The following is an 18,901-nucleotide window of genomic DNA, read 5'->3' as shown; positions in this document are numbered from 1 at the left end:
ACCGTCCTGCTTGCTACCCGCGCCCCCGGGAGGGCCGACGTCTGTTCTGTGCTCGAAATCGCTCACAAGAGCCCCTGGTTCCTGCTCTCATGCATGAGTTGGGCCAGTTGTCATGAATATGATGGGCCTCATATGGACTCGTAGATTTGGCGAATGAAGTCTTGATGGTCAGTCACCATGATCCCTACCATCTGGCGAGCAATGTCGGATGGACCGGTAGCCGATTGCCCAGAGAGAGAGTGCAGAGGATCATTGGCAGACAGCGTGAATACAAGATGCTTTATGTCTCGACTGGACGGCGTCTCTTCTTGCATTCGATGGAAAATGGCTGCCAAGGTGTCTTCGTTCTTTTCATCCAGTCTGAGTGCGATGAATGCGATAGTGGAGGGATTCGGGCGTCCCTGGTGTCGATCGAGAGCGTCGCAGGCTTCTTGTACGACGGATGGTGTCAGTGCTTGACGGCTTTTCGCTTCACCCTTGAGCACTTGTGGTGAAGGTTGAGTTAGGCTCCGAATTGCTATTACGTCGTCACCACGCATCGCCATCTCGCGATCATCCTTGTAGCGGAGCTTGCGAACGGGAGCGGTATAGTCAGTGAATTGATCTACATACTCAGATGCGAGAATCTCTGCGAGATCGCCAGAGCGTATTCTCTCTGTTTTGGGGAGAACTTGTCGGATTCGTGCAAATGCTTTCGGATACTCGCCCAGTTTCTCGATTCTTCGGATGAGACTAAGATCGTAGAAGTGATCGGCGACAGCAAGGCATAATGCATTCCAAACCACTTCTCGGGTGTTTGCTTTCTCGTAATATACCGAGATATTTGGGGGCGCGTTAGGCAAGTGGCGGTGTTCAGTGAGCCACATCCTAAGGAAATCGGACTCAAGCTTCCGCATCCAGAACCCCCAAAGCAAAGGGCGCCTAACGTCCGGCCCGCAGGTTGGAGAACATCCCCCGTGCAACTGCGGAGAGGTTACCTATGTATTCTGCTGAGTGAAGCTTTTTACATTCCTGGATGGATGATTTTGGACTCGACTATTTGACGATTTTCTGATTGCGGGGACGTAAGGACCTTTGTCGAAGGCATGACCCGTTGAGGTAGCATCGGTCTTTGAATCCAGGTGCGAGAGCTGGGCTCTATAGGCGTAATCAGCCTGCGCTCTCATAATTTGGGCGCAAGACTCATGGCAGAAATGCCTCCGCGAATTTGGTTCCAGTCGCCTCTGCCTCGCCGATGCCCACGAGCCCACCGAGTCTGCCCACGCGCAGCGTTTCACCGGGCTCGGCGCGGAGCACCTCGCTGGCGTGTTGGGCCCGGCGGCCCGTCATCTGGACGGTGCCATCGGGGAGGAAGTCGGAGTCCTGGAGGAGCAGCAGATTCACGGGTGCGGAGTCTCCTGCACCCGGTGTACTTCCTCGACCTTCTTCACGGCCTCGCGGGCCCGCTCGAGGAGCTCCTCGGGCGTGGGGATCCGGGCATTCTCCAGGGGACGAGCGGGGTTCGGGTTCTTGCCCGCCTCGGACGCCGGCTGCGCGGGGGCAGGGGCGCCGGAGAGCAGCGAGTCCGCCAGGTGCTCCCGGGTGCGTTGGACCTCCTCGACCTGCTTCACGGTGTCACGGGCCCGTTGGAGGAGCTCCGCGGGAGAGGCGAGCCGGGCGCTCTCCAGGACCTTCTCGGGACTCGGTTCCTTGTTCTCCACGGGAGGGGGCTGGGATTCCGGGCCGGGCTTGGATGCGGGGGACTCCCCGAGACCCAGCGGGCCCCTCACGGTGAGGAGCTGGGCCTCCACGGGCACGGCCCGGGAGCGGTACGCGTCGGGCACCTCGCTGGACGAGCTCACGAAGTGGACCGTGCCCTTCTCATCCTCGTACCGGTACATACCGGTGGATGCGTTGAAGGCCTGCTTGTCCTCGGGCGCGGCCGGGAAGCCATCCCCGTCGAAGCCGAGGTGGAGCGTGTTTCCGTCCACCATGTCGAGCTCGACGGCCTTCCCATCGGAGGCGTAGCGAGGGGGCGCTCCCGGGAAGCCCCCCAGGCCCTTCACCCAGAGGATGCGGAGGGCGGGCTCGCGCACCTCGAGCGGCGCATGGAGGAGGGCTCCGGCCTTCGCGCCCTTCACGCGCACGCCATGCTCGTGGAGCGTGGCCACCTCCACGTCCTGCCAGCGCGTCCCGGCCCGGAGGGACGCGAGCAGTGGATCGATCACGAGTACCCGCTTGCCGTCCGGAGAGACGAACTTGAGCTGCTCCCGCGTCGCGATGCAGGTGTCCCACTTCCACACGACCTTCCGGTCATCCCACGGCGACGACCATGTCGAGGTACTCGTGCACCGGAGGGCCTTGCCGTCGCGGAACGCGGTCTGCTGGACCTCCGCGTTCCCATCGGCGGAGCGCGCCGACCAGCTCTGTTCGGGCAGCTCCTCCGCCGGAGAAGGCAGTGCCTCGGCGGGTATGGGCTCGGCGGTGGTTGGAGTTTCCGGAAGAGGGGCCTGGGCGTCCGTGTTCTCGCCAGAGCCGGGAGACTGCTCGAGCGCGGCGGTCGGCTCGGGCCGGGCGGGCTGCTGACAGCCGCTCGAGAGCACCACCGCCACCACCAGACTCCTCAATCGCATGCGACCCCTCGGTGCTCCGCGTTCGGAGGCGGGAGCGTACACGAGTCCCGGTGGCGCCCGGAAACCAGGGATGGGTCCGAGGATCCGTGGATGTCCCCTCTCCCTTTGGGAGAGGGCTAGGGTGAGGGTCTTCCCCTCGGAGCCTCTCATCCGCCTCAGGCCGCCTCGGCTCCCGATGGCTCGCGGGTGCCCGGGCGGAGGGAGCGCCGTGCGAGGAGCTGCTCGGCGAAGCGGTCCGAGAGGGCGGCGATGGTGAGCGCGGGGTTGGGACCCACGGGCCCGGGCATCACCGAGCCATCCGCCACGTAGAGTCCGGGGTAGCCGAACACCTCGCCGTGGGCATCGACGACGCCCTCGTACTCGTGGCGCCCCATCGCGCAGCCGCCGAGCGGGTGCACGGTGAGGACCTGGCCCAGGTACCCGAGCGGGTTGTGCACCAGCTCGCCCTCGAGCGCCGTGGCGATCTCCTTCATGGCTCCGCGCAGCCGCCGGAAGTACCCGGCCGAGCCGCCGCGAGGGCTCCAGTCCAGGTCCAGCGTTCCATGGCGCGTGAGCCGCAGCCTGCCATCGGGGATGTCCCGGCCCATGCCGAGCAGCGCCATCGACGTGGCCGAGTCCAGGCCGGGACCGAGCGCCTCGGCGAGCTGCGCGCCGATGTCGCTCCTGCGCTCGGTGCGTGCCCACTCCCTGGCCAGCCGCCCGGCGAGCTTGAGCGAGCGCAACATCAGCGGCAGGGGGTTGCGCGACTCGTACAGCCAGTTGAGCCACTCCGGGTGGCCGGCGTCCTGGATGTAGAAGCCTCGTCCGTTGCCGCCTTCGAGTGCGTCGCGGACGCGGATGGCGCTGGTGATGACGGGGCCGTTGCTCCCATCGAGCACCCGAGGCCGGGAGGTGCCGGAAGCACTGTCCTTGCTGCCCAGGAGGAAGGCCAGCAGGTCGCCGTTGGCGGAGAAGCGCAGGCCGAGCTGCCGGCTGAGGCGGGGGAAGGAGTGACGGTTGCGCAGCAGCAACTGGTTGGTCCCGAAGGTGCCGGCCGCGAGGATGAGCCGGTCCGCGGTGACGAGGTGCCGGCGAGGCTCGCGCGGGAGCGGCTCGCCCTCGGTGACGCCGCTGTAGTCCACGTACTCGACGGCGTAGCCACCGCCCGCGTCCGGACGGAAGACCTTCACCTCGCACCGGGGGCGGAGCTCGGCGCCCAGGCGCTTCGCGGCGGACAGGTACGTGTAGTCCAGCGAGTTCTTGCTGCCGTAGTTGCAGCCGAGGTTGCACTCCCCGCACATGCGGCAGGTGAGGCGCGTGCGGCCGTGCAGGTTCGGCGAGGACTCGAGGATGGGCTCGCCCGGGACGGGCCGCTGCCCCGGGTTGCCGAAGGTCACGCCCAGCTTCGGGAGGAACCACTCGTACCCCAGCCGCTCGGCGGCCTGCTGCATCGCCTGTGTCTTGGGCGTGGAGCGGTAGGGCTCGTGCTCGAAGGGGAAGCGCTGCGCCTTCAGCATCGCCTCCACCCGGTCGTAGTGGGCCTCCAGCTCCTGGCGGGTGACGGGCCAGTGCTCGTAGCCGCCGGAGGTCCGGTCCTCCCGGACGAAGGTATGCTCGTCCTTGCGGATGAGCACGTTGGCGTAGAGGAGCGAGCCGCCGCCCAGCCCGCTGGCCACCACGCTGCCCAACCACCGGAAGGACCAGATGTTGAAGAGCCCGTGGAGGCCCTGGCCCGGGTCCCAGAAGCCATGGCGGATCTCCCGGGGGCTGCGAGGGAAGGAGCCCGGCGGGTACACCTTGCCCCGCTCGAGCAGACACACGCGCAGGCCCGCCTCGGCCAGCCGGTAGGCCATCACCGAGCCGCCGAAACCGGAGCCGACGATGAGGGCGTCGAAGTGCTCGGGGCGCGCGGTCATGCGTACAACTCCCAGAGGTTGCCGAGGAAGAACCGGCCGAAGCGCACCAGCGCCTGGGGACCACTCCCGGGCGAGCGCATGCTGGCCATGAGCCTGAGCAACTCGCGGACGCCGACCGAGAGCACCCCCGCGGCCACCACCGGGCCGCGCTCGTCGTGGCCCTCGTGCAGGGTGGTGAGCAGCCGGGTCGTGTCCATCCAGAGGTCTGGCCCCGGGTCATCCCGGAGGAACTTGGTGCCGGACAGGAAGTACGTGCGTTCCTCGTGCTCGAAGCGGGCGTCGTAGTGCATCAGCCGCATGAGCGGATCGTCCGAGGGGGAGAAGAGCTGGAAGTGGCCCTCGTGGATGGGGAGGTACTTGGAGAGGGGAGGGAAGGAGAGGTGTCCGCCCAACCAGGCCACGTGCTCGGGATCCAGGAGGAAGTCCTCCAGGGAGTCGATGCGGATGGTGGCGTGGAGGGACAGGCGCGTGGTGCGGCCGTGGCGCGCGGGGGGCCCGGCGTCCCGGTTGCCCAGGGCCATGGGGCCGCACAGCGTCTCGTGGAAGAGCAGGTCGGGGGCGAAGGGCATGAGGGGTTCCTCTCGAGGGCCGCGGTGGGCCGCGTCCCCCTCTTGTTCTGAGTGGGGAAGCAGGGGCTGTGATGAGCGCGGGAAGGGCGGGAGTGGACGCCCGTACCGGGGCGCCGCATGCTCCCTGGCAGAGCGGGCCGAGCGGCATGCGCCGCCGTCACACCGCGAGACAGGCGCCTCCTCGTCCTGAGGAGGTGGTGCCAGAGAGGGCAGGAAGACGATGAATGTGCTGGTAACGGGGGCCACGGGCCTCGTTGGGAACGCCATGGCCCGGCGGCTGCTGGAGCGGGGACACCGGGTGCGCGCGTTGGTGAGGGAGCCGGAGCGGGCCGCGCGGGTGCTCCCGGCGGGCGTGGAGTTGGTGCGTGGGGATGTGACGGCGCCGGACTCGTTGCCGGCGGCCGTGCGGGACGTGGAGTGGCTGTTCCACGCGGCGGGGATGCCCGAGCAGTGGCAGCCGGATGAGCGCATCTTCGACCGGGTGAACCGCCAGGGCACGGTGAACGTGCTGCGGGCCGCGCTCGCCGGGCGGGTGAAGCGGGTGGTGTACACCTCGACGATGGATGTCTTCGCCGCGCCGAGTGGGGGCACGCTGGTGGAGACGAACCTGGACACGGCGCCGAAGCCCACGGCCTACGAGCGCTCGAAACAGGCCGCGGAGCGGGAGGCGGAGGAGCTCCGGCGCGAGGGGCTCGAGCTCGTGTATGTGAATCCAGGCGCGGTGTACGGGCCGTCTCCGGTGCATGTGGGGCTCAACTCGTTGTTCCTCCAGGTGCTCAACCGGACGGCGCCGGCCCTGCCGCCCGGGGGAATGCCGGTGGCGTACGTGGACGGGGTGGCGGACGCGCACCTCGCGGCGGCCGAGCGCGGTGTCCCGGGCGAGCGCTACCTGGTGGCCGACATGCACGTGAGCAACGCGGAGCTGGCGCGGGAGATCCTCCGGGTGGAAGGATTGGGAGCCCGGGTGCCGCCCAGCCTGCCCGCGGGGGTGATGAAGCTGCTCGCCGTGGCCTCCGCGCCCCTGGCGAGGATGTTTGGCTTCACACCGCTCATCGCGTCGGGGCAGTTGTCCTTCCTGCTGTGGGACGTGCGCGTGGATGCGAGCAAGGCCCAGCGTGAGCTGGGCTTCAAGCCAACGCCGCTCGCCGAGGGCGTGGAGAAGACCGTGGCCTTCCTGCGGGAGCAGGGGCTCGTCAAAGCAAGACAGCCACGGTAGCTCAGGGCAGCTGGCCCCTGCCCGCGAAGGCTTGCATCCACGCGAGCTCGTTCCGGGCCCGGTGCTCGCAGGACTCCTCGCGCAGCGGGCCGATGGGCCAACGGTCATAGGCCGCCTTCTTCACGGCATCCTCCCAGTTGCCCAGTTGAATCCAGGCGGCGATGCACTCCTCGCGGGTGGGGACGTGCTGCATCAGCTCGGAGCCGAACATCTGGAGCCGCAGCCCCATCTCCAGCTCCAGACGGGAGCGCTGCTCACGCAGGCGCGCTCCCACTTGGTACAGAAGCCGTCCCAGCCATCGCAGCTCGTCCTCGGTCAGGTGCGCCTTGCTGGCCCTGGCACGCTGCAGGAGCCACGTGCCATGGGACGTGGCCTGGGCCATGCACGTCAGCACCCAGGCATGGTGGGCGGGGCCATGCAGCATGTCCGTATGCACTCGCATCTCCCGGAAGACCTCCTCGCTGGAGGGCTGCTTCCACTCGCGCAGCACGGCGAGTGTCTCGAGTGCCTCCAACTCCCGCCGCTCGAAGGGCGCCGAGCGCGAGGTGCCCGACAGGAAGGGGACGAGGGCGAGCTGGAGGGTACGGGGCGTGGGCCCCGCGAGCTGGCCGAGCCGCTCCTCCACCGAGGCCAGACAGGCCTGGCGGAGTGGCGCCTCGTCTTCGAGGGAGAGCAGTTGTTCGCGCAGGGCCAGGAGCAGGGGCACCGACTGGGAGGAGAGAACCTGCTCGCGCATCCACGATTCCCGGCCCTTCGCCGAGTCTGGAGACAGGACCCCGATGGGGAAGAGCCAGTCCTCGCCAGGCGGGAGCCAGGTGATTTGGTTTGAATTGAGGTGATTCCACTCGATGGGAGCGGGGAGCAGGGGGCTCTTGCGGAAATCCGGCTGTCCGAGGGCCTTCCAGGAGTCGAAGAAGGCATGGCGCCAATCGGCCGCGCGAGGTTGGCGATCAGCGAATTCCAACAACAGACGTGCCTCTGGAGTGTCTCGGAGGGAGGGCGCCGTGAGGTCCTCCCGCACCAGGTCCCACCGGTTTTCCTGCATGCACCAACAGGCCCTCACCAACCGGGCTGGCGCGGAGGACGGATACACCTCGAGTGCTAGGTTCGCGGTGATGCTGGCGCTCGGGTGGCCCGCGAAAGAATACCAGGCGGCCTCCTGGGCCAGCTCCGCGGCGCGGGCTTCCGGGCTCTTGCTGTGTTTCTCGGGTCCCCCTTTCAGGACGCGCCCTCCCTCGACTTCCCACCCGTCCTCCGGCCCCAGTTCCTCCTCTTGCATGCGCCGCTCGCGCTCGTCGAGCCACCGGAATGTGGCCCAGCCACCACCCATCGCGGCGGGCACCAGTCCCAGGGCCCAGCGGAGCAATCGGCGGCGAGGCCATCGTCGTGTTCCCGCGCCAGCCTCCTGCGGAGGCGTCCCAAGCTCTGGACGCTCCTGTCCGTCCCCGGTCGATGTGCTCATGGTGTCGCTTCAAGCTACCATGGGTTTCATGCTCCTTCGCGCGAAGAGCAGGCTTCTCTCGGGTCTGGTCCTCCTGGCCGTCCACAAGGCGGGATGCCTTTCGGAACTGGACTCGGTGGAGGTGGTGGGGGAGTGCGGTCCACGGGATCTGACGCCCGAGTGCTGCCTCAAGAAGAACCCCGGCCAGTGGGAACAGTGCACCGGGTCATCCGAAATGGCGCAGGTGGCCGAGACGGCACAGCGCTCCGTCTCCACCGCCATGAAGATCACCGCTGGCGCCACGGTGGTGGCCATGACAGGGGCGATGATGCCCCAGATCAACTCAGCCGAGCGCAGGGGCGTGGCCCTGGCCACGGACCTGCTCGCGAAGGTGGAGCGGGCCATCGAGCAGTGTGTGCGACGGGCGGACCAGAAGGTCAACGACTACCACTTCAACGGCCGGAGCCCGAGCTGGGAAATCTGCCAGCAGGTGAAGGTGGGCGAGAAGACGACGTGGGCCGCGTACCTGGGGCTCTTCAAGCACGAGGAGTCCTGGCCGTGCCTGCGCGAGGCGTTGGACAAGCTGCTACCCAAGCGCTACCTGCTCCATCCTCGCTTTCAACTCGAAGAGTGGACTGGGACGTGGAAATTCTTGAATGAAGAGCAGGTGAAGCAGATTGTGTTGAAGCATGGCTGGAAGGGACTGTTGGGCACCATCGAGCCGGATATCGTCCTCATGGACGAGAAGGGCTTCATCGTCCAGGTGTACGATCTCAAGTTTCCTTGTCCCGAGACCAACAACGCACGATGGGAGAGGTACAAGGGGGGGCGTTGGGATGATGAGATGCAGGGTGGGGTCTATATGCGTGCAACTCGAGTAAAGCCACGGCTGGTCTCTCCACGGCAGGGAGTCGTACGAGAGGATTAGGAGAAACACTGTCCATGCGATACCCGAGATTGCGGCACTACTCCGAGCACGGCCGGTTGGTCGCGAGCGGTGCCTTGCTCATGACCTTCTACATGCAGCACCCCAACGAGCGAATCGCTCCCGCCGTCCTGCGGGCTCTCCAAATCATTCGTGAATGGATACATCCCCACCAACTCGCCTGGTATGATGCGGGTGAGGGACAACTCGATCCACTCGACGACTCCGGATGGGAAAGGCTTCGCATGCGAACATTGAAGCCGGAGCCAGACATGTCGGCCTATCTGGTGTTGGATGGCCAATCCACGGAAGTGGATGATCTGCGTGTGCACTATAGAGGGTTGGATGTCTGGCCCTCTCCCTGGCCAGAGCAAAAGGACGGTGTGAGCGTCCTGTATGTGCGGCTACCCACGGCGTTCCTGGTGGAACGGGGCGCGGACCGGGTCCGAGCCCTGGCCCTCGAACTGGCTGCGGAACTCCCCTTCAACTCGGGGTATGTGGACTTCGTCCTGTGTTCGGACGGCTGGCATTTTGGCGAGGCCCTCCCGCTCATCCAACCGCGCTATCCGGGAGTGCACCTCGCCTCGAGCAGGGCGAGCCTTCGCATGAATACCTGGGTGGATGGGGTGCACTGGATGAACTTCCTCGGGGAGCCCGTGCTCGGGAAGCTCGGCGGCGTGCCCGGTCTGCGCGCGCACCTGGGACTCCCGGGAATCACCCTCCAGGAGATGCGCGGAGACCGGGTGCTCATCACCCTGGGAGCGCAACCAGAGGTCGGGGACGTGGAGGCGGGCCAGACACTTCCCCTGCACCGCGCGCTCGCCCGGATCCTCGCGCCCTATCTGTATCGCAGTGACATGGATGACTTCTACCCGGCCACCGAGGACATGCTCCGCTGGGAGCGCCGCTTCCTGGACTGACCGAGCCCCCATCTCCCCCGTCCCCCTCCAGGCAGCCGGGCACACCGGGCCTCCCGGGCCCACCTTCTCGCCGCCAGTCCTTGCCGGCCCCCCCGGGGTCCCGTTAAAGCGGCGGGGTGCGCTCCCTCTGTCTCCGCTGCCTGCGTCCCCAGTCCACGTGCTATTGCGCGCGCGTGCCCCAGGTGGACTCGCGCACGCGCGTCGTCTTCCTGCAGCACCCCCGTGAGCGGCGGGTGGCCATCGGCACGGCCCGCATGGCGCACCTGTCCCTTCCCAACTCCGAGCTCCACGTGGGCGTGGACTTCTCCGGCCATGCCCGGCTCGAGGCGCTCGCCGCCCACCCCGAGCGCGTCGCCGTCCTCTTCCCGGGCGAGGAGGCCATCCCCCTCGAGGAGGCGCGCCTCCACCCTCCCGAGACGCTCATCGTCGTGGACGGCACCTGGCCCCTGGCGCGCAAGCTGGTGAAGACGAACCCGCTCCTGGCTGGCCTGCCGCGCATCGGCTTCGTCCCGCGCCGCCCGAGCAACTACCGCATCCGCGCCGAGCCGGCCGAGCACTGCGTCTCCACCATCGAGGCCGTGGTGGAGGTGCTGGGCGCCCTCGAGGGCCACCAGGAGCGCTTCGACACCCTGCTCAACCCCTTCGAGTTCATGGTGGACACGCAGCTGGACCGCCAGGACAGCCGGACGGAGCCGCCTCGCCGGCGCCTCTACAAGTCCGCGTGGCAGCCGCCGCTGGAGCTGCGCACCCTCGCGGAGAACTTCGAGCACCTCGTGCTGCTCTACGCCGAGGCCAACGCCCACCCCGCGGAGCAGGCCCTGCCCTCGGAGCTGGTGCACCTCGTGGCCCTGCGCCCGGCCACGGGAGAGCGCTTCCATGCCGTGCTCGCCCCGCGCCAGCCGCTGGCGCGCAGCACGTGTCTGCACGTGGAATTGCCGGAGGAGACGCTCCGGGCGGGCGAGCCGCTGGAGTCGGGACTCGCGCGCTTCCAGGCCTTCCTGCGCCCGGGCGACAAGCTCGCGGTGTGGACGACGTTCGCGTTGGAGCTGCTGCGCCGCGACGGCTTCCCCGTGCCCGAGGCGCTCAACGTGCGGCTCGCGTGCGCGCGGGCGCTCAAGAGCAAGCCTGGGGGGGTGGAGCACGGGGCGGAGCTGTTGGGCTCGCGGCTTCCCGAGCAGTGGGCTCCGGGGCGCGCCGGGCGGCGCATCGTGGCCCTGGAGGCGGTGGTCCGGGCCCTCGACGAGCGCGGCCGGGCCACCGAGCCTCCGTCCCGGCAGCGGATGGCGTCGTAGCCACCCCCGCCGGGCGGGTGCTTCACGGGATTACGACGGATCCGGCTTCGGCGTCTTCGGGCCGCTGGCCGGCAGCTTCGGTTTGGCGATGTAGCTCTTGGGCAGCTCGCCGGTGAGCGAGTCGAGGAACGTCACGATGTGCTTCGTGTCCTCGTCGCTGATCTGCTTGCCGAACTGGTGCTGGGCCATGAGCTTCACGGCCGTCTGCAGGTCCTTCACCGAGCCGTCGTGGAAGTAGGGCGCCGTCTTGGTCACGTTGCGCAGGGTGGGGACGCGGAAGATCATCCGGTCCGACTCCTTCTTCGTGAGATCGAAGCGGCCCTGGTCCTTGGACGGGTAGGGCATCACCAGGCCCAGCTTCTGCAGCGAGCCGCCGATGGCGGGGCCGTTGTGGCAGGTCTGGCAGCCCTGCTCCAGGTACTTCTTCAGGCCCATCTTCTCCGCGTCGTTGAGGGCGGTCTCGTCACCGGCCAGGTACTTGTCGAAGCGCGAGGGCGTGACGAGCTGGCGCTCGAAGGCGCCGATGGCCAGGCCCACGTTGTTGTACGTCACCGGGTCGGCCTCGCCCGGGAAGGCCTTCTGGAAGGCCGTCACGTAGCCGGGGATGGACTTGAGCGTCTCGATGACGCGCGCCTCGCTGGGCATGGCCATCTCGACGGGGTTGAGGATGGGGCCCTTGGCCTGCTCCTCGAGGTTGGGGGCGCGGCCATCCCAGAACTGCAGGACGTGGCCACCGGCGTTGTACACGGTGGGCGAGTTGCGGCCGCCCAGCTGCTTCTTGTGGCCCGGCGAGAAGGGCTTGCCATCCACGCCGTACTTGTTCAGGTCGTGGCAGCTGTTGCAGGACACGTCATGGTTCTTCGAGAGGCGGTTCTCGAAGTACAGCATGCGCCCCAGCTCCACCTTCTCCGGGGTGATGGGGTTCTTGGGGTCCTCGAAACGGGCCGGCAGCGCCTTGAAGACGGTGAGCAGGGCGCGGTCGATGACGGCCTTCTGGGTGGCTGCGGGAGCGGCCGGAGCGGCCGGAGCGGCCGGCCTGGCCGCCTGCGCGAAGGCAGCGGCGCCCGCGGTCGCGGCGACCAGGAGGAGGGGTCGAACGAAGGTCTTGAGTTTCATGGGGTCTGCTCTCTCACTGAGCTCCACGGCCAGGACCCCTTCGGGTCCGGGTGGGGGAGTGGGCCGGAAGCCCATGAAAGGTAGCAGCCTCGGGGCCTGGGGGAAACGCGGTGCGGCATGACGCCCCGGGGCAAGGACCCTCGGCCGGGCGGGACGCCGCGTCCCTCGGCCTCGTGGGCGGGGACGCGGCACCGGGGAATTGCTACTCGCCGTAAACGATGGCGCAGTACTTGGCGTAGAAGCCGAGGATGTTCTCGAAGCGGTAGTCGATGTGGGTGACGCGGTTGATGTTGGCCTTGCGGGCCGTCTCGTGCACGCCGGCGTCGCCGGTGGTGATGAGGCCGAGGATGGACGTCACACAGCCCTCGCCGGACTTGGAGCCCAGCTTGGTCTGCTCGTTCACGAAGTTGTTACCAGTGGTGTTGGTGTACAGGCTGGAGAAGCCGATGGCGCCAGGGAAGGCGATGCCCGCGCAACCGGAGAGGCCCGTGGTGGCAACGCAGAGGACGGCAACGGCGGACAGCTTGCGCAACAGGTGCATGTTTCCTCGCTTGGACTGCCTGGGAGTGAAGCGGTACGGCATGTACCCGTGCTCCGGGTGGAAGTAAATCCCCTGTCAGATGCGCTGGCCGGAGCGGAGGCCGGTGTTGCTCATGGGGACGGGGCGGGCGCGCCACGTCGTGGAGTCGGAGGCGGAGCGCTGCTCGCCGCGCACCACCTGCCAGAGGCGGGCGATGGCGAAGCACACCGCGAGCAGCCCGAGGCCCACGCCCAGGGCGGGCAGCAGGCCGAGGGTGGGGCCCACGCGTCCGGCGAGGCCCGCCGTCCCCGCCCAGCCGTACACCACCGGCAGGTGCAGCACGTAGAGCCAGAGGGAGGAGCGGCCCAGGGGGGCCAGCAGCCCGGAGAGGAAGCGGGGCACCAGGTTGATGGCGCCCAGCACCAGCAGACCCTGGCCCACGCGGAAGCCCACGAGCCAGGCGCTGGTGGGGCTCCAGTCCGAGGGCAGCCGGCGCGTCAGCAGCAGCAGGCCCCCGCCGAGCGCCAGCAGGGCGAGGCCCTGGGGCCAGCCGGGCCGCAGCAGGCGCAGCAGGTGGGCCGCGAGCGCCCCGGCGAAGAAGAAGCCCGCCCAGGGGAAGAGGGGGAAGCGCGCGCCCGGCATGCCCACCGCCTGGCGCAGCTCCACGGGCCAGCCCGTGGCGGCGCTCCACATCCAGGTGCTCGCCAGGGGGATGCCCACGGCGAGCACGGCGAGCACCACGGCCCGCGTCCAGGTGCCGCGCGCCAGCACCAGCACCGCCGCGCCCACCAGCAGGCTCACCGCGATGCTCTGCAGGGCGTCGAAGGTGAAGACGAGCGAGCGCACCGGCTCGCCCCAGCCGAGCGCATGCACGGTGTCCCAGCCCGGCCAGTGCACCAGGTAGCCGAGGAAGAGCAGCAGCAGCGCGCGCCGCGCCCGGCGGCCGAAGGACTGGCCCGCGCTCTCCTGCGAGGTGCCGAGCGCCGCCACCACCGCGAAGCCGGCCACCAGCAGGAAGAGGGGCGCGGTGATGCCGCGCAGCTCCCAGTACCGCTGCACCCACGCGTTGGCGCGCATCTCCGGCGCGAGCAGCGCGTCCAGCGTGTGCCCCAACACCATCGCCACCACGGCCAAACCTCGTGCGCCGTCGAGTCCGGGATGACGGGACGAGGGCTTGCGGAGGTCGAAGAGGGAGGTACCGGGACGGGTCACGGATCGTGAGCATACGTGCAAGCGGGCCGCGCGTCTCGAAATCGGACGCCGGGCGCTGACGCGGGGCCCTCCGGGGTGGTGTCATGGCACGTCCTATGACCGCCCGTGAAACCCTCCTGGCCGTGTTGTGTCTGTCGTTGCTCGTCCCCCTCTCCGCCCGGGGCGAGGAGCCCGAGATTCCCGCCCTGGACGACTGGTTCGGGCAGGACAAGGCGCTGCACTACGGCGTCAGCGTGGGCCTGGCCGGCGCGGGGTATGCCGGGGGCGCGCTGCTCTTCGAGGCCCCCGAGGCGCGGTGGCTCACCGGCGCGGGCGTGGCGCTCGGCGCGGGGGTGGCGAAGGAACTCTACGACGCGGGGCGCGGCAGCTTCTTCTCCTTCAAGGACCTGACGTGGGACGTGCTGGGGACGGCCACCGGGCTGGGCCTGTCCTGGGCGGTGGATCGGCTCTTCTTCCAGCGCGATGGCGGGGCGCCCACCGAGCAGGGGAGCGGGGGAGGGCTGGCGGGCGGGAGGAGGCCCCTGCTGACGATGTCGGTGAGCGCGGGGGGTCATCCCCAAGGGGGGCCGGGTGATGGTAGGAATGGCTCGGTCATGCTCCTCCTGGGAGGTTGTTGGTGATGATGCGGAATCGGCTCTTGCTCGGCGTCGGATTGGTATCCCTGGGCGCCTTCTCTTCCTCGTGCAGCAAGGAGTCCCCTCCGCCCGAGTCCAAGCCCACCACCGCCGCGGCGGCCCCGGCGCCCGCGCCAGAGCCCGCGCCGGTACCCGCGGAGCCGCCGAAGCCGAAGATGAGCCACGAGAAGCTCGTCTCCTTCTTCCGCCCGTCCGCCGCCGTGAAGGCCGAGACGCCGCGGGACACCGCGTCACAGATCGCCCTGGGGCGCCTGCTCTTCTTCGAGAACCGCCTGTCGAAGAACCACGACATCTCGTGCAACAGCTGCCATGACCTGGCCACCTTCGGCGTGGACGGCAAGCCCACCTCCGAGGGGCACAAGGGCCAGAAGGGCACGCGCAACGCGCCCACCGTGTTCCACGCCGCGGGCCACATCGCGCAGTTCTGGGATGGCCGCGCCGCGACGCTCGAGGAGCAGGCCGCGGGGCCGATGATGAACCCGGTGGAGATGGCCATGCCGGACGAGAAGCGCGTGCTGGCCACGCTCAACTCCATTCCGCAGTACGTGAAGGGCTTCAAGGAGGCCTTCCCCGGCCAGAGGAAGCCGGTGAGCGTGATGAACGCCGCGCGGGCCATCGCCGCCTTCGAGCGCAAGCTCCTCACCACGTCGCGCTTCGACAAGTTCCTCGCGGGGGACGAGAGCGCCCTCACCGAGCAGGAGCGGCGCGGGCTGGAGCTGTTCGCCGCCTCGGGCTGCACCACGTGCCACAACGGCCCGTCGGTGGGCGGCACCTCCTTCCAGAAGCTGGGCCTCATCGAGGAGTACCCCACCGGGGACAAGGGCCGCTTCGAGGTGACGAAGAACGAGGAGGATCTGCACAAGTTCCGCGTGCCCACGCTGCGCAACGTGGAGAAGACGGGCCCCTGGTTCCACGATGGCTCGGTGAAGGAGCTGCCCCAGGCGGTGCGGCTGATGGCCAGGCACCAGCTGGGCATGACCTTCAGTGACGCCGAGGTGGACGACATCGTGGCCTTCTTGAAGAGCCTGACGGGCGAGCTGCCCGGGCCCGAGGTGCTCGCGCCGCCCACGTTGCCGCCGAGCTCGAGGAGCACCCCGAAGCCGGATCCGACGTAAAGGCTCGCCTCCCGGCCTGGGGGGCGCTAGGAAGCGCGGCCATGAAAATGCTCTATTACGCCCACTCCGGGCTGCGCTACCTCGTGCTGCTGATGGGGCTGATCGCCGTCGCGTACTTCGCCTTCGGGCTCATCACGAAGCGGCCCGTGGACAAGTCCGTGCGCATCATCGGCTCCAGCTTCGCTGGCCTCCTCGACACGCAGATCCTCCTGGGGATCATCCTGCTGGGCGTGCTGCCGGGTTCGGGTTGGCAGTTCTACCCGGCGTTCTGGGGCCACCTGGTGATGATGCTGGCGGCGGCGGGCCTCGCGCACGCGCTGCTGGTGATCAACCGCAAGCGCCCCAACCCCGGCTACCTGCTGCCGCTCATCGGCGTGGGCGGGGCGCTGCTGCTCATCATCGGCGGCATCCTGTCCATCGGCCGGAGCCTGATGGCCAGCACCCCCATCGGCGGGTGAATTGGATGCGGCGGTGCACCTGCCGCTGCTCCAATCCTGTTTGATGTGCTGCCATCAAATTTGAACATCATTCAACTTGTCGCAACCACACCCTGAAGTGGGCTGTTTAGATTGGCTCACTTCAGGGTTTTCTTCTGTGGTGGGCTACATTTGAATTCGTTCGTAGGGCATATCCATGGATGCGCTCCTAGATACTTCATCCCTCAGTGCGGCGATTGATAATGACAAGGCGGTAGCTGCATTCACAGGATTGGTACGTCGCAGTAAGATGCGCTTTCTAATTGCCCGAGAAGCGCTTGATGAGGCATTTGCTGGTGTTTCCGGAGAGAAACTCGTCCAGAAGGCACTGCGGCTTGAGCGTCTCTTTGCCAGCCTTGGATCCGCAATTGACGTTGCGGAACTAGGCAATGTGATCTGCATGTTAGAGGCTAAGGGTCGAATTGCCTCGACGCCATTGCTGAATATTCAGGAGCGTAAAGAAATTGCTCGTGAGCTTGCTGTGATAAAGGCAGGAGGGAGTGCTCTTTCTGTCTTGAAAAAAGCGTCAACAAGAGTTGGTGAATACAAAGCAGAGACTCGCGATGTCTGGAAAGGAGCAATCGAGGAAGGGATGCAGAAGTACCGCGCTAAGAAGTGGTCTGCCCGGGAACTGGGTGAGTCGCTTCTGAACTTTGGTCCAGAACATATTGATACTACTGTGTTGATGGGTGTCCTGACGCAGTCGATGGGGTTGCCTCCTACTGAATGTGTCTGGGTTCTGAGAAGAACTGAGCGTTACAAATCGCTGCGTGCGTACTTGGCAATGGCTCAAGTGTTGATTCTCGGGAGTAGTGTTCCTGCCGATCTCATCAGCCAACATCCACTACTGCGTAGGCTTAAGTATCACCCAAATCATCACATGGACATGATGATTGCATCCTCGGCTGCTTATGCTGACTTCTTTGTCACTGAGGACAAGAATCTGACAGAACTCTGTCGGTTTTTGCGAAATAGGGGTTGTCTTGGATTTAGATCCTGCTCGCTCAGTGCGCTTGAGTATCACATTCGTTAATGAGCACTTGAGAGACTGTCTGGCTGTCGGCCGGAGTTTGGTGGGCATTACCCCATTCGTCGGCTGTGCAAGGAGTCATTTGGAGGAGAGATGACCCGCTCCCCAGCTTGGAGTCCAGCGATGAGTGAACACTCTCCTCGCATCCGTCGCTACCAGCTCTTCAAGGATGGTGAACGCTCTCTGTTCCTCCCCGAGTGCATCAGTATCGCCTTCTACATGCGGTGCTCCCACGAGGAGATTGTTCAGGCCGTGTGGCGTGCTGTGGAGGTCTACCGCCACGCGGTAGGGCCACAAGATCTCGGCTGGTATGCCGACGATGAGGGCGAATGGCAGGAACTTGATGACAACGGTTGGGAGTTCAACCGGCGGAAGGTGCTTGAGCGTGTGGGCGGCACCATTTGCTTGGCGGAAAGCGCGGAAGAGGTTGCTGGCCATGAGGTTCGCTACCACGGTCGGCAGTTCGACCACCCCCATTTCCCTCCCGGTCCGGAGGCGACGAGTTCGATTGCGTTCTACCTCCCTACGGAATACCTGGAGGAGTACGGCCTGTCTTTATGTGTAGTGGTTCGTGCTTTGGATTCTGATTAAGATTGTTGTGGTTGGAGTGTGCAGTGTGATCCGAAGCACGGTAAGTTGGGAGGAGTTGCTTGGGGGCTGCCAACGAGTGCATGCCCGTTTGGGGTATAGAGCGTATAGACCCAGCCAGCGCTTGCGTGAGCAGTGATTGCACGGCTGTTTGGGTGGTGGTAACTGTTTCCTCGCCCGTGTGAATATACGATGCTGTGATTTGGTTGGGCTCGAGGTGGTCGGAGCGCGTTTTGGTGCCCGCCATGATGGCTGGCAACTACTCCTACGAGTTGTGATGGGACGCGGGGGATTCTTCGGTAATTTGCATCACCGCATAGGAGGATGGAACGCTGTGCTGTGTTATCCCCAAGATGCACTATCAAGGCTAGCCCCGAGTCGTTTCGGGTGCTGCCTTTGCAGTGGACTAGGTCAAGATGTCCTGTTGAGACGTGTGTTAGGGCGCTAGGCCAAAAGTGAAGGTTGTTGCCAAGTTGGCGAGCGAATTGAGTGTGACTCATGCCCATTCTTTGGCGTGGGGCAATCCAGTTTAGACCCTGGGCTTCGTTGTGCCTGTTCGCGGAGATCCAGTGATCCATGTCCCAATGGGAAAGAATGATGACTGGGTTCTGTGAGAAGCAGAACCCAATGTTGTTTGGATAAGTGGGGGTGTTTTGGAGGCACCCTCCACCGAAGTCATAATAAATGATGGGTTGCCCGTGAGAATTGCAGATTGCGTTGCAGTTTCCCTGGCCGACATTGTATGCGGCAACCCATGAAAGGTCTGTGCTGTGCATCATTAGACGACCGGTCAGTTCGTCTGGATCGGCCTCGGGAATGTCATCAAGGCTTGTGGCCAATATCAACGTATGTGCCAGCTTGCTTCGATGATCGATGTGCTCTATGTCTTTGACGGGAGCCGGAACTGCATCGTTGTACAGTGGTGCCCGGAAACGATACGCTGGAATACCTTTTGGCCCGATTGTTAGTCTATACCAGCGGTCTTCCTGCAAGCGCCGTCCCTGTAGTCCAGGGAACAGGCGGGATTCCGAATTGGGAGCCTCTATGGGTGCTTCCAATTCTATGATTGCAGTGGGTATATTTCGCTGAATATCCGGGAGATTGTTTCCGTACTTTGATATTTTATCAAGATATTCGGCTGGGAACGCATCGAAGCGAACTCGGAGAGTATTCTCAATCAGTTCGATAGAGTCCGTGAACGCGAAGAAATCAGGGTCTTCGGTACGTCGAGTGGGCAGGAGCGCGGACCCGAAGCCGTGCGCATGGGGAGGACTTGGGGTTCAAGGGCGTGTGGAGCCGAGCGATGGCCATGGGACGCGAGTCCCCGCGAGAGCTCGAG

Annotated in this window: 18 protein-coding genes; 9 read left to right on the top strand and 9 right to left on the bottom strand. The window is 66.0% G+C overall.

All coding sequences use genetic code 11. The features are described 5' to 3' along the window. Window positions 1-128 precede the first annotated feature (128 nt). The 5 genes from AC16DP_RS35020 to AC16DP_RS35000 form a co-directional block, all read right to left on the bottom strand. Window positions 129-896 (bottom strand): Hachiman antiphage defense system protein HamA, encoded by a 768-nt coding sequence (locus AC16DP_RS35020; protein ID WP_329731379.1) that lies wholly within the window; start codon window positions 894-896, stop codon window positions 129-131. 286 nt (window positions 897-1,182) lie between these two features. Further along, window positions 1,183-1,383, bottom strand: coding sequence for a hypothetical protein (locus tag AC16DP_RS35015; protein WP_329731378.1), 201 nt, complete (start codon window positions 1,381-1,383; stop codon window positions 1,183-1,185). After that, window positions 1,380-2,612 carry a hypothetical protein gene (locus AC16DP_RS35010; RefSeq protein WP_329731377.1) on the bottom strand — a complete coding sequence of 411 codons (1,233 nt, stop codon included), beginning with the start codon at window positions 2,610-2,612 and terminating at the stop codon, window positions 1,380-1,382. The genes AC16DP_RS35015 and AC16DP_RS35010 overlap by 4 nt, the downstream gene beginning before the upstream one ends. Window positions 2,613-2,767: 155 nt before the next feature. Beyond that, a complete protein-coding gene (locus AC16DP_RS35005; protein WP_329731376.1) occupies window positions 2,768-4,507 on the bottom strand; it encodes a GMC family oxidoreductase in 1,740 nt (579 codons plus the stop codon). Further along, window positions 4,504-5,076 (bottom strand): hypothetical protein, encoded by a 573-nt coding sequence (locus AC16DP_RS35000; protein WP_329731375.1) that lies wholly within the window; start codon window positions 5,074-5,076, stop codon window positions 4,504-4,506. Before AC16DP_RS35000 ends, AC16DP_RS35005 begins: the two co-directional genes overlap by 4 nt. 220 nt (window positions 5,077-5,296) lie before the next feature. Here AC16DP_RS35000 and AC16DP_RS34995 point away from each other — a divergent pair, with 220 nt between their 5' ends. Next, a complete protein-coding gene (locus AC16DP_RS34995) occupies window positions 5,297-6,292 on the top strand; it encodes an SDR family NAD(P)-dependent oxidoreductase (protein ID WP_329731374.1) in 996 nt (331 codons plus the stop codon). 1 nt (window position 6,293) lies between these two features. Here AC16DP_RS34995 and AC16DP_RS34990 read toward each other — a convergent pair whose 3' ends face one another. Further along, entirely contained in the window at window positions 6,294-7,658 is a 1,365-nt protein-coding gene (locus tag AC16DP_RS34990; protein WP_329731373.1) for a hypothetical protein, read from the bottom strand. Window positions 7,659-7,773: 115 nt separating this feature from the next. Between AC16DP_RS34990 and AC16DP_RS34985 the strand changes: the two genes are divergently transcribed. The 3 genes from AC16DP_RS34985 (at window position 7,774) to AC16DP_RS34975 (ending at window position 10,870) form a co-directional block, all read left to right on the top strand. Beyond that, the gene (locus AC16DP_RS34985) at window positions 7,774-8,661 is read left to right on the top strand and encodes a hypothetical protein (RefSeq protein ID WP_329731372.1); all 888 of its coding nucleotides are present in this window, start codon (window positions 7,774-7,776) and stop codon (window positions 8,659-8,661) included. 14 nt (window positions 8,662-8,675) lie between these two features. Beyond that, on the top strand, window positions 8,676-9,578 hold the full coding sequence (locus AC16DP_RS34980) for a type VI immunity family protein (RefSeq protein ID WP_329731371.1): 903 nt from the start codon (window positions 8,676-8,678) through the stop codon (window positions 9,576-9,578). Window positions 9,579-9,694: 116 nt separating this feature from the next. Beyond that, window positions 9,695-10,870, top strand: coding sequence for a tRNA-uridine aminocarboxypropyltransferase (locus tag AC16DP_RS34975; RefSeq protein ID WP_329731370.1), 1,176 nt, complete (start codon window positions 9,695-9,697; stop codon window positions 10,868-10,870). A gap of 30 nt (window positions 10,871-10,900) precedes the next feature. Here AC16DP_RS34975 and AC16DP_RS34970 read toward each other — a convergent pair whose 3' ends face one another. The 3 genes from AC16DP_RS34970 to AC16DP_RS34960 form a co-directional block, all read right to left on the bottom strand. Beyond that, entirely contained in the window at window positions 10,901-11,986 is a 1,086-nt protein-coding gene (locus AC16DP_RS34970; RefSeq protein ID WP_329731369.1) for a cytochrome-c peroxidase, read from the bottom strand. A gap of 202 nt (window positions 11,987-12,188) precedes the next feature. Further along, window positions 12,189-12,569, bottom strand: a complete 381-nt coding sequence (locus tag AC16DP_RS34965; RefSeq protein ID WP_483956934.1) for a TRL-like family protein — start codon at window positions 12,567-12,569, stop codon at window positions 12,189-12,191. A gap of 33 nt (window positions 12,570-12,602) precedes the next feature. Further along, the gene (locus AC16DP_RS34960) at window positions 12,603-13,625 is read right to left on the bottom strand and encodes an acyltransferase family protein (protein WP_329731380.1); all 1,023 of its coding nucleotides are present in this window, start codon (window positions 13,623-13,625) and stop codon (window positions 12,603-12,605) included. Window positions 13,626-13,801: 176 nt separating this feature from the next. On the opposite strand from AC16DP_RS34960, the gene AC16DP_RS34955 reads away from it, so the two are divergent. The 5 genes from AC16DP_RS34955 (at window position 13,802) to AC16DP_RS34935 (ending at window position 17,565) form a co-directional block, all read left to right on the top strand. After that, window positions 13,802-14,338 (top strand): YfiM family protein, encoded by a 537-nt coding sequence (locus AC16DP_RS34955; RefSeq protein WP_329731367.1) that lies wholly within the window; start codon window positions 13,802-13,804, stop codon window positions 14,336-14,338. Further along, a complete protein-coding gene (locus AC16DP_RS34950) occupies window positions 14,338-15,468 on the top strand; it encodes a cytochrome-c peroxidase (protein ID WP_329731366.1) in 1,131 nt (376 codons plus the stop codon). Before AC16DP_RS34955 ends, AC16DP_RS34950 begins: the two co-directional genes overlap by 1 nt. 41 nt (window positions 15,469-15,509) lie before the next feature. Beyond that, the gene (locus AC16DP_RS34945) at window positions 15,510-15,926 is read left to right on the top strand and encodes a hypothetical protein (RefSeq protein WP_329731365.1); all 417 of its coding nucleotides are present in this window, start codon (window positions 15,510-15,512) and stop codon (window positions 15,924-15,926) included. Between the two features lie 175 nt (window positions 15,927-16,101). Further along, the gene (locus tag AC16DP_RS34940) at window positions 16,102-16,977 is read left to right on the top strand and encodes a hypothetical protein (RefSeq protein WP_329731364.1); all 876 of its coding nucleotides are present in this window, start codon (window positions 16,102-16,104) and stop codon (window positions 16,975-16,977) included. A 120-nt stretch (window positions 16,978-17,097) separates the two neighbouring features. Then, window positions 17,098-17,565 (top strand): type VI immunity family protein, encoded by a 468-nt coding sequence (locus tag AC16DP_RS34935; RefSeq protein ID WP_329731363.1) that lies wholly within the window; start codon window positions 17,098-17,100, stop codon window positions 17,563-17,565. Window positions 17,566-18,901: the final 1,336 nt, after the last annotated feature.

The sequence above is a fragment of the Archangium sp. genome (assembly GCF_057119385.1).
This window is presented reverse-complemented; position numbering and strand designations above follow the sequence as displayed.

Excerpts from the sequence above, each read along its gene's own strand:
- AC16DP_RS35020 (WP_329731379.1), bottom strand. The coding sequence starts at position 896 with ATGCGGAAGCTTGAGTCCGATTTCCTTAGGATGTGGCTCACTGAACAC.
- AC16DP_RS35010 (WP_329731377.1), bottom strand. The coding sequence starts at position 2,612 with ATGCGATTGAGGAGTCTGGTGGTGGCGGTGGTGCTCTCGAGCGGCTGT.
- AC16DP_RS35005 (WP_329731376.1), bottom strand. The coding sequence starts at position 4,507 with ATGACCGCGCGCCCCGAGCACTTCGACGCCCTCATCGTCGGCTCCGGT.
- AC16DP_RS35000 (WP_329731375.1), bottom strand. The coding sequence starts at position 5,076 with ATGCCCTTCGCCCCCGACCTGCTCTTCCACGAGACGCTGTGCGGCCCC.
- AC16DP_RS34995 (WP_329731374.1), top strand. The coding sequence starts at position 5,297 with ATGAATGTGCTGGTAACGGGGGCCACGGGCCTCGTTGGGAACGCCATG.
- AC16DP_RS34985 (WP_329731372.1), top strand. The coding sequence starts at position 7,774 with ATGGGTTTCATGCTCCTTCGCGCGAAGAGCAGGCTTCTCTCGGGTCTG.
- AC16DP_RS34980 (WP_329731371.1), top strand. The coding sequence starts at position 8,676 with ATGCGATACCCGAGATTGCGGCACTACTCCGAGCACGGCCGGTTGGTC.
- AC16DP_RS34970 (WP_329731369.1), bottom strand. The coding sequence starts at position 11,986 with ATGAAACTCAAGACCTTCGTTCGACCCCTCCTCCTGGTCGCCGCGACC.
- AC16DP_RS34965 (WP_483956934.1), bottom strand. The coding sequence starts at position 12,569 with ATGCCGTACCGCTTCACTCCCAGGCAGTCCAAGCGAGGAAACATGCAC.
- AC16DP_RS34960 (WP_329731380.1), bottom strand. The coding sequence starts at position 13,625 with ATGGTGTTGGGGCACACGCTGGACGCGCTGCTCGCGCCGGAGATGCGC.
- AC16DP_RS34955 (WP_329731367.1), top strand. The coding sequence starts at position 13,802 with ATGGCACGTCCTATGACCGCCCGTGAAACCCTCCTGGCCGTGTTGTGT.
- AC16DP_RS34950 (WP_329731366.1), top strand. The coding sequence starts at position 14,338 with ATGATGCGGAATCGGCTCTTGCTCGGCGTCGGATTGGTATCCCTGGGC.
- AC16DP_RS34945 (WP_329731365.1), top strand. The coding sequence starts at position 15,510 with ATGAAAATGCTCTATTACGCCCACTCCGGGCTGCGCTACCTCGTGCTG.
- AC16DP_RS34940 (WP_329731364.1), top strand. The coding sequence starts at position 16,102 with ATGGATGCGCTCCTAGATACTTCATCCCTCAGTGCGGCGATTGATAAT.
- AC16DP_RS34935 (WP_329731363.1), top strand. The coding sequence starts at position 17,098 with ATGAGTGAACACTCTCCTCGCATCCGTCGCTACCAGCTCTTCAAGGAT.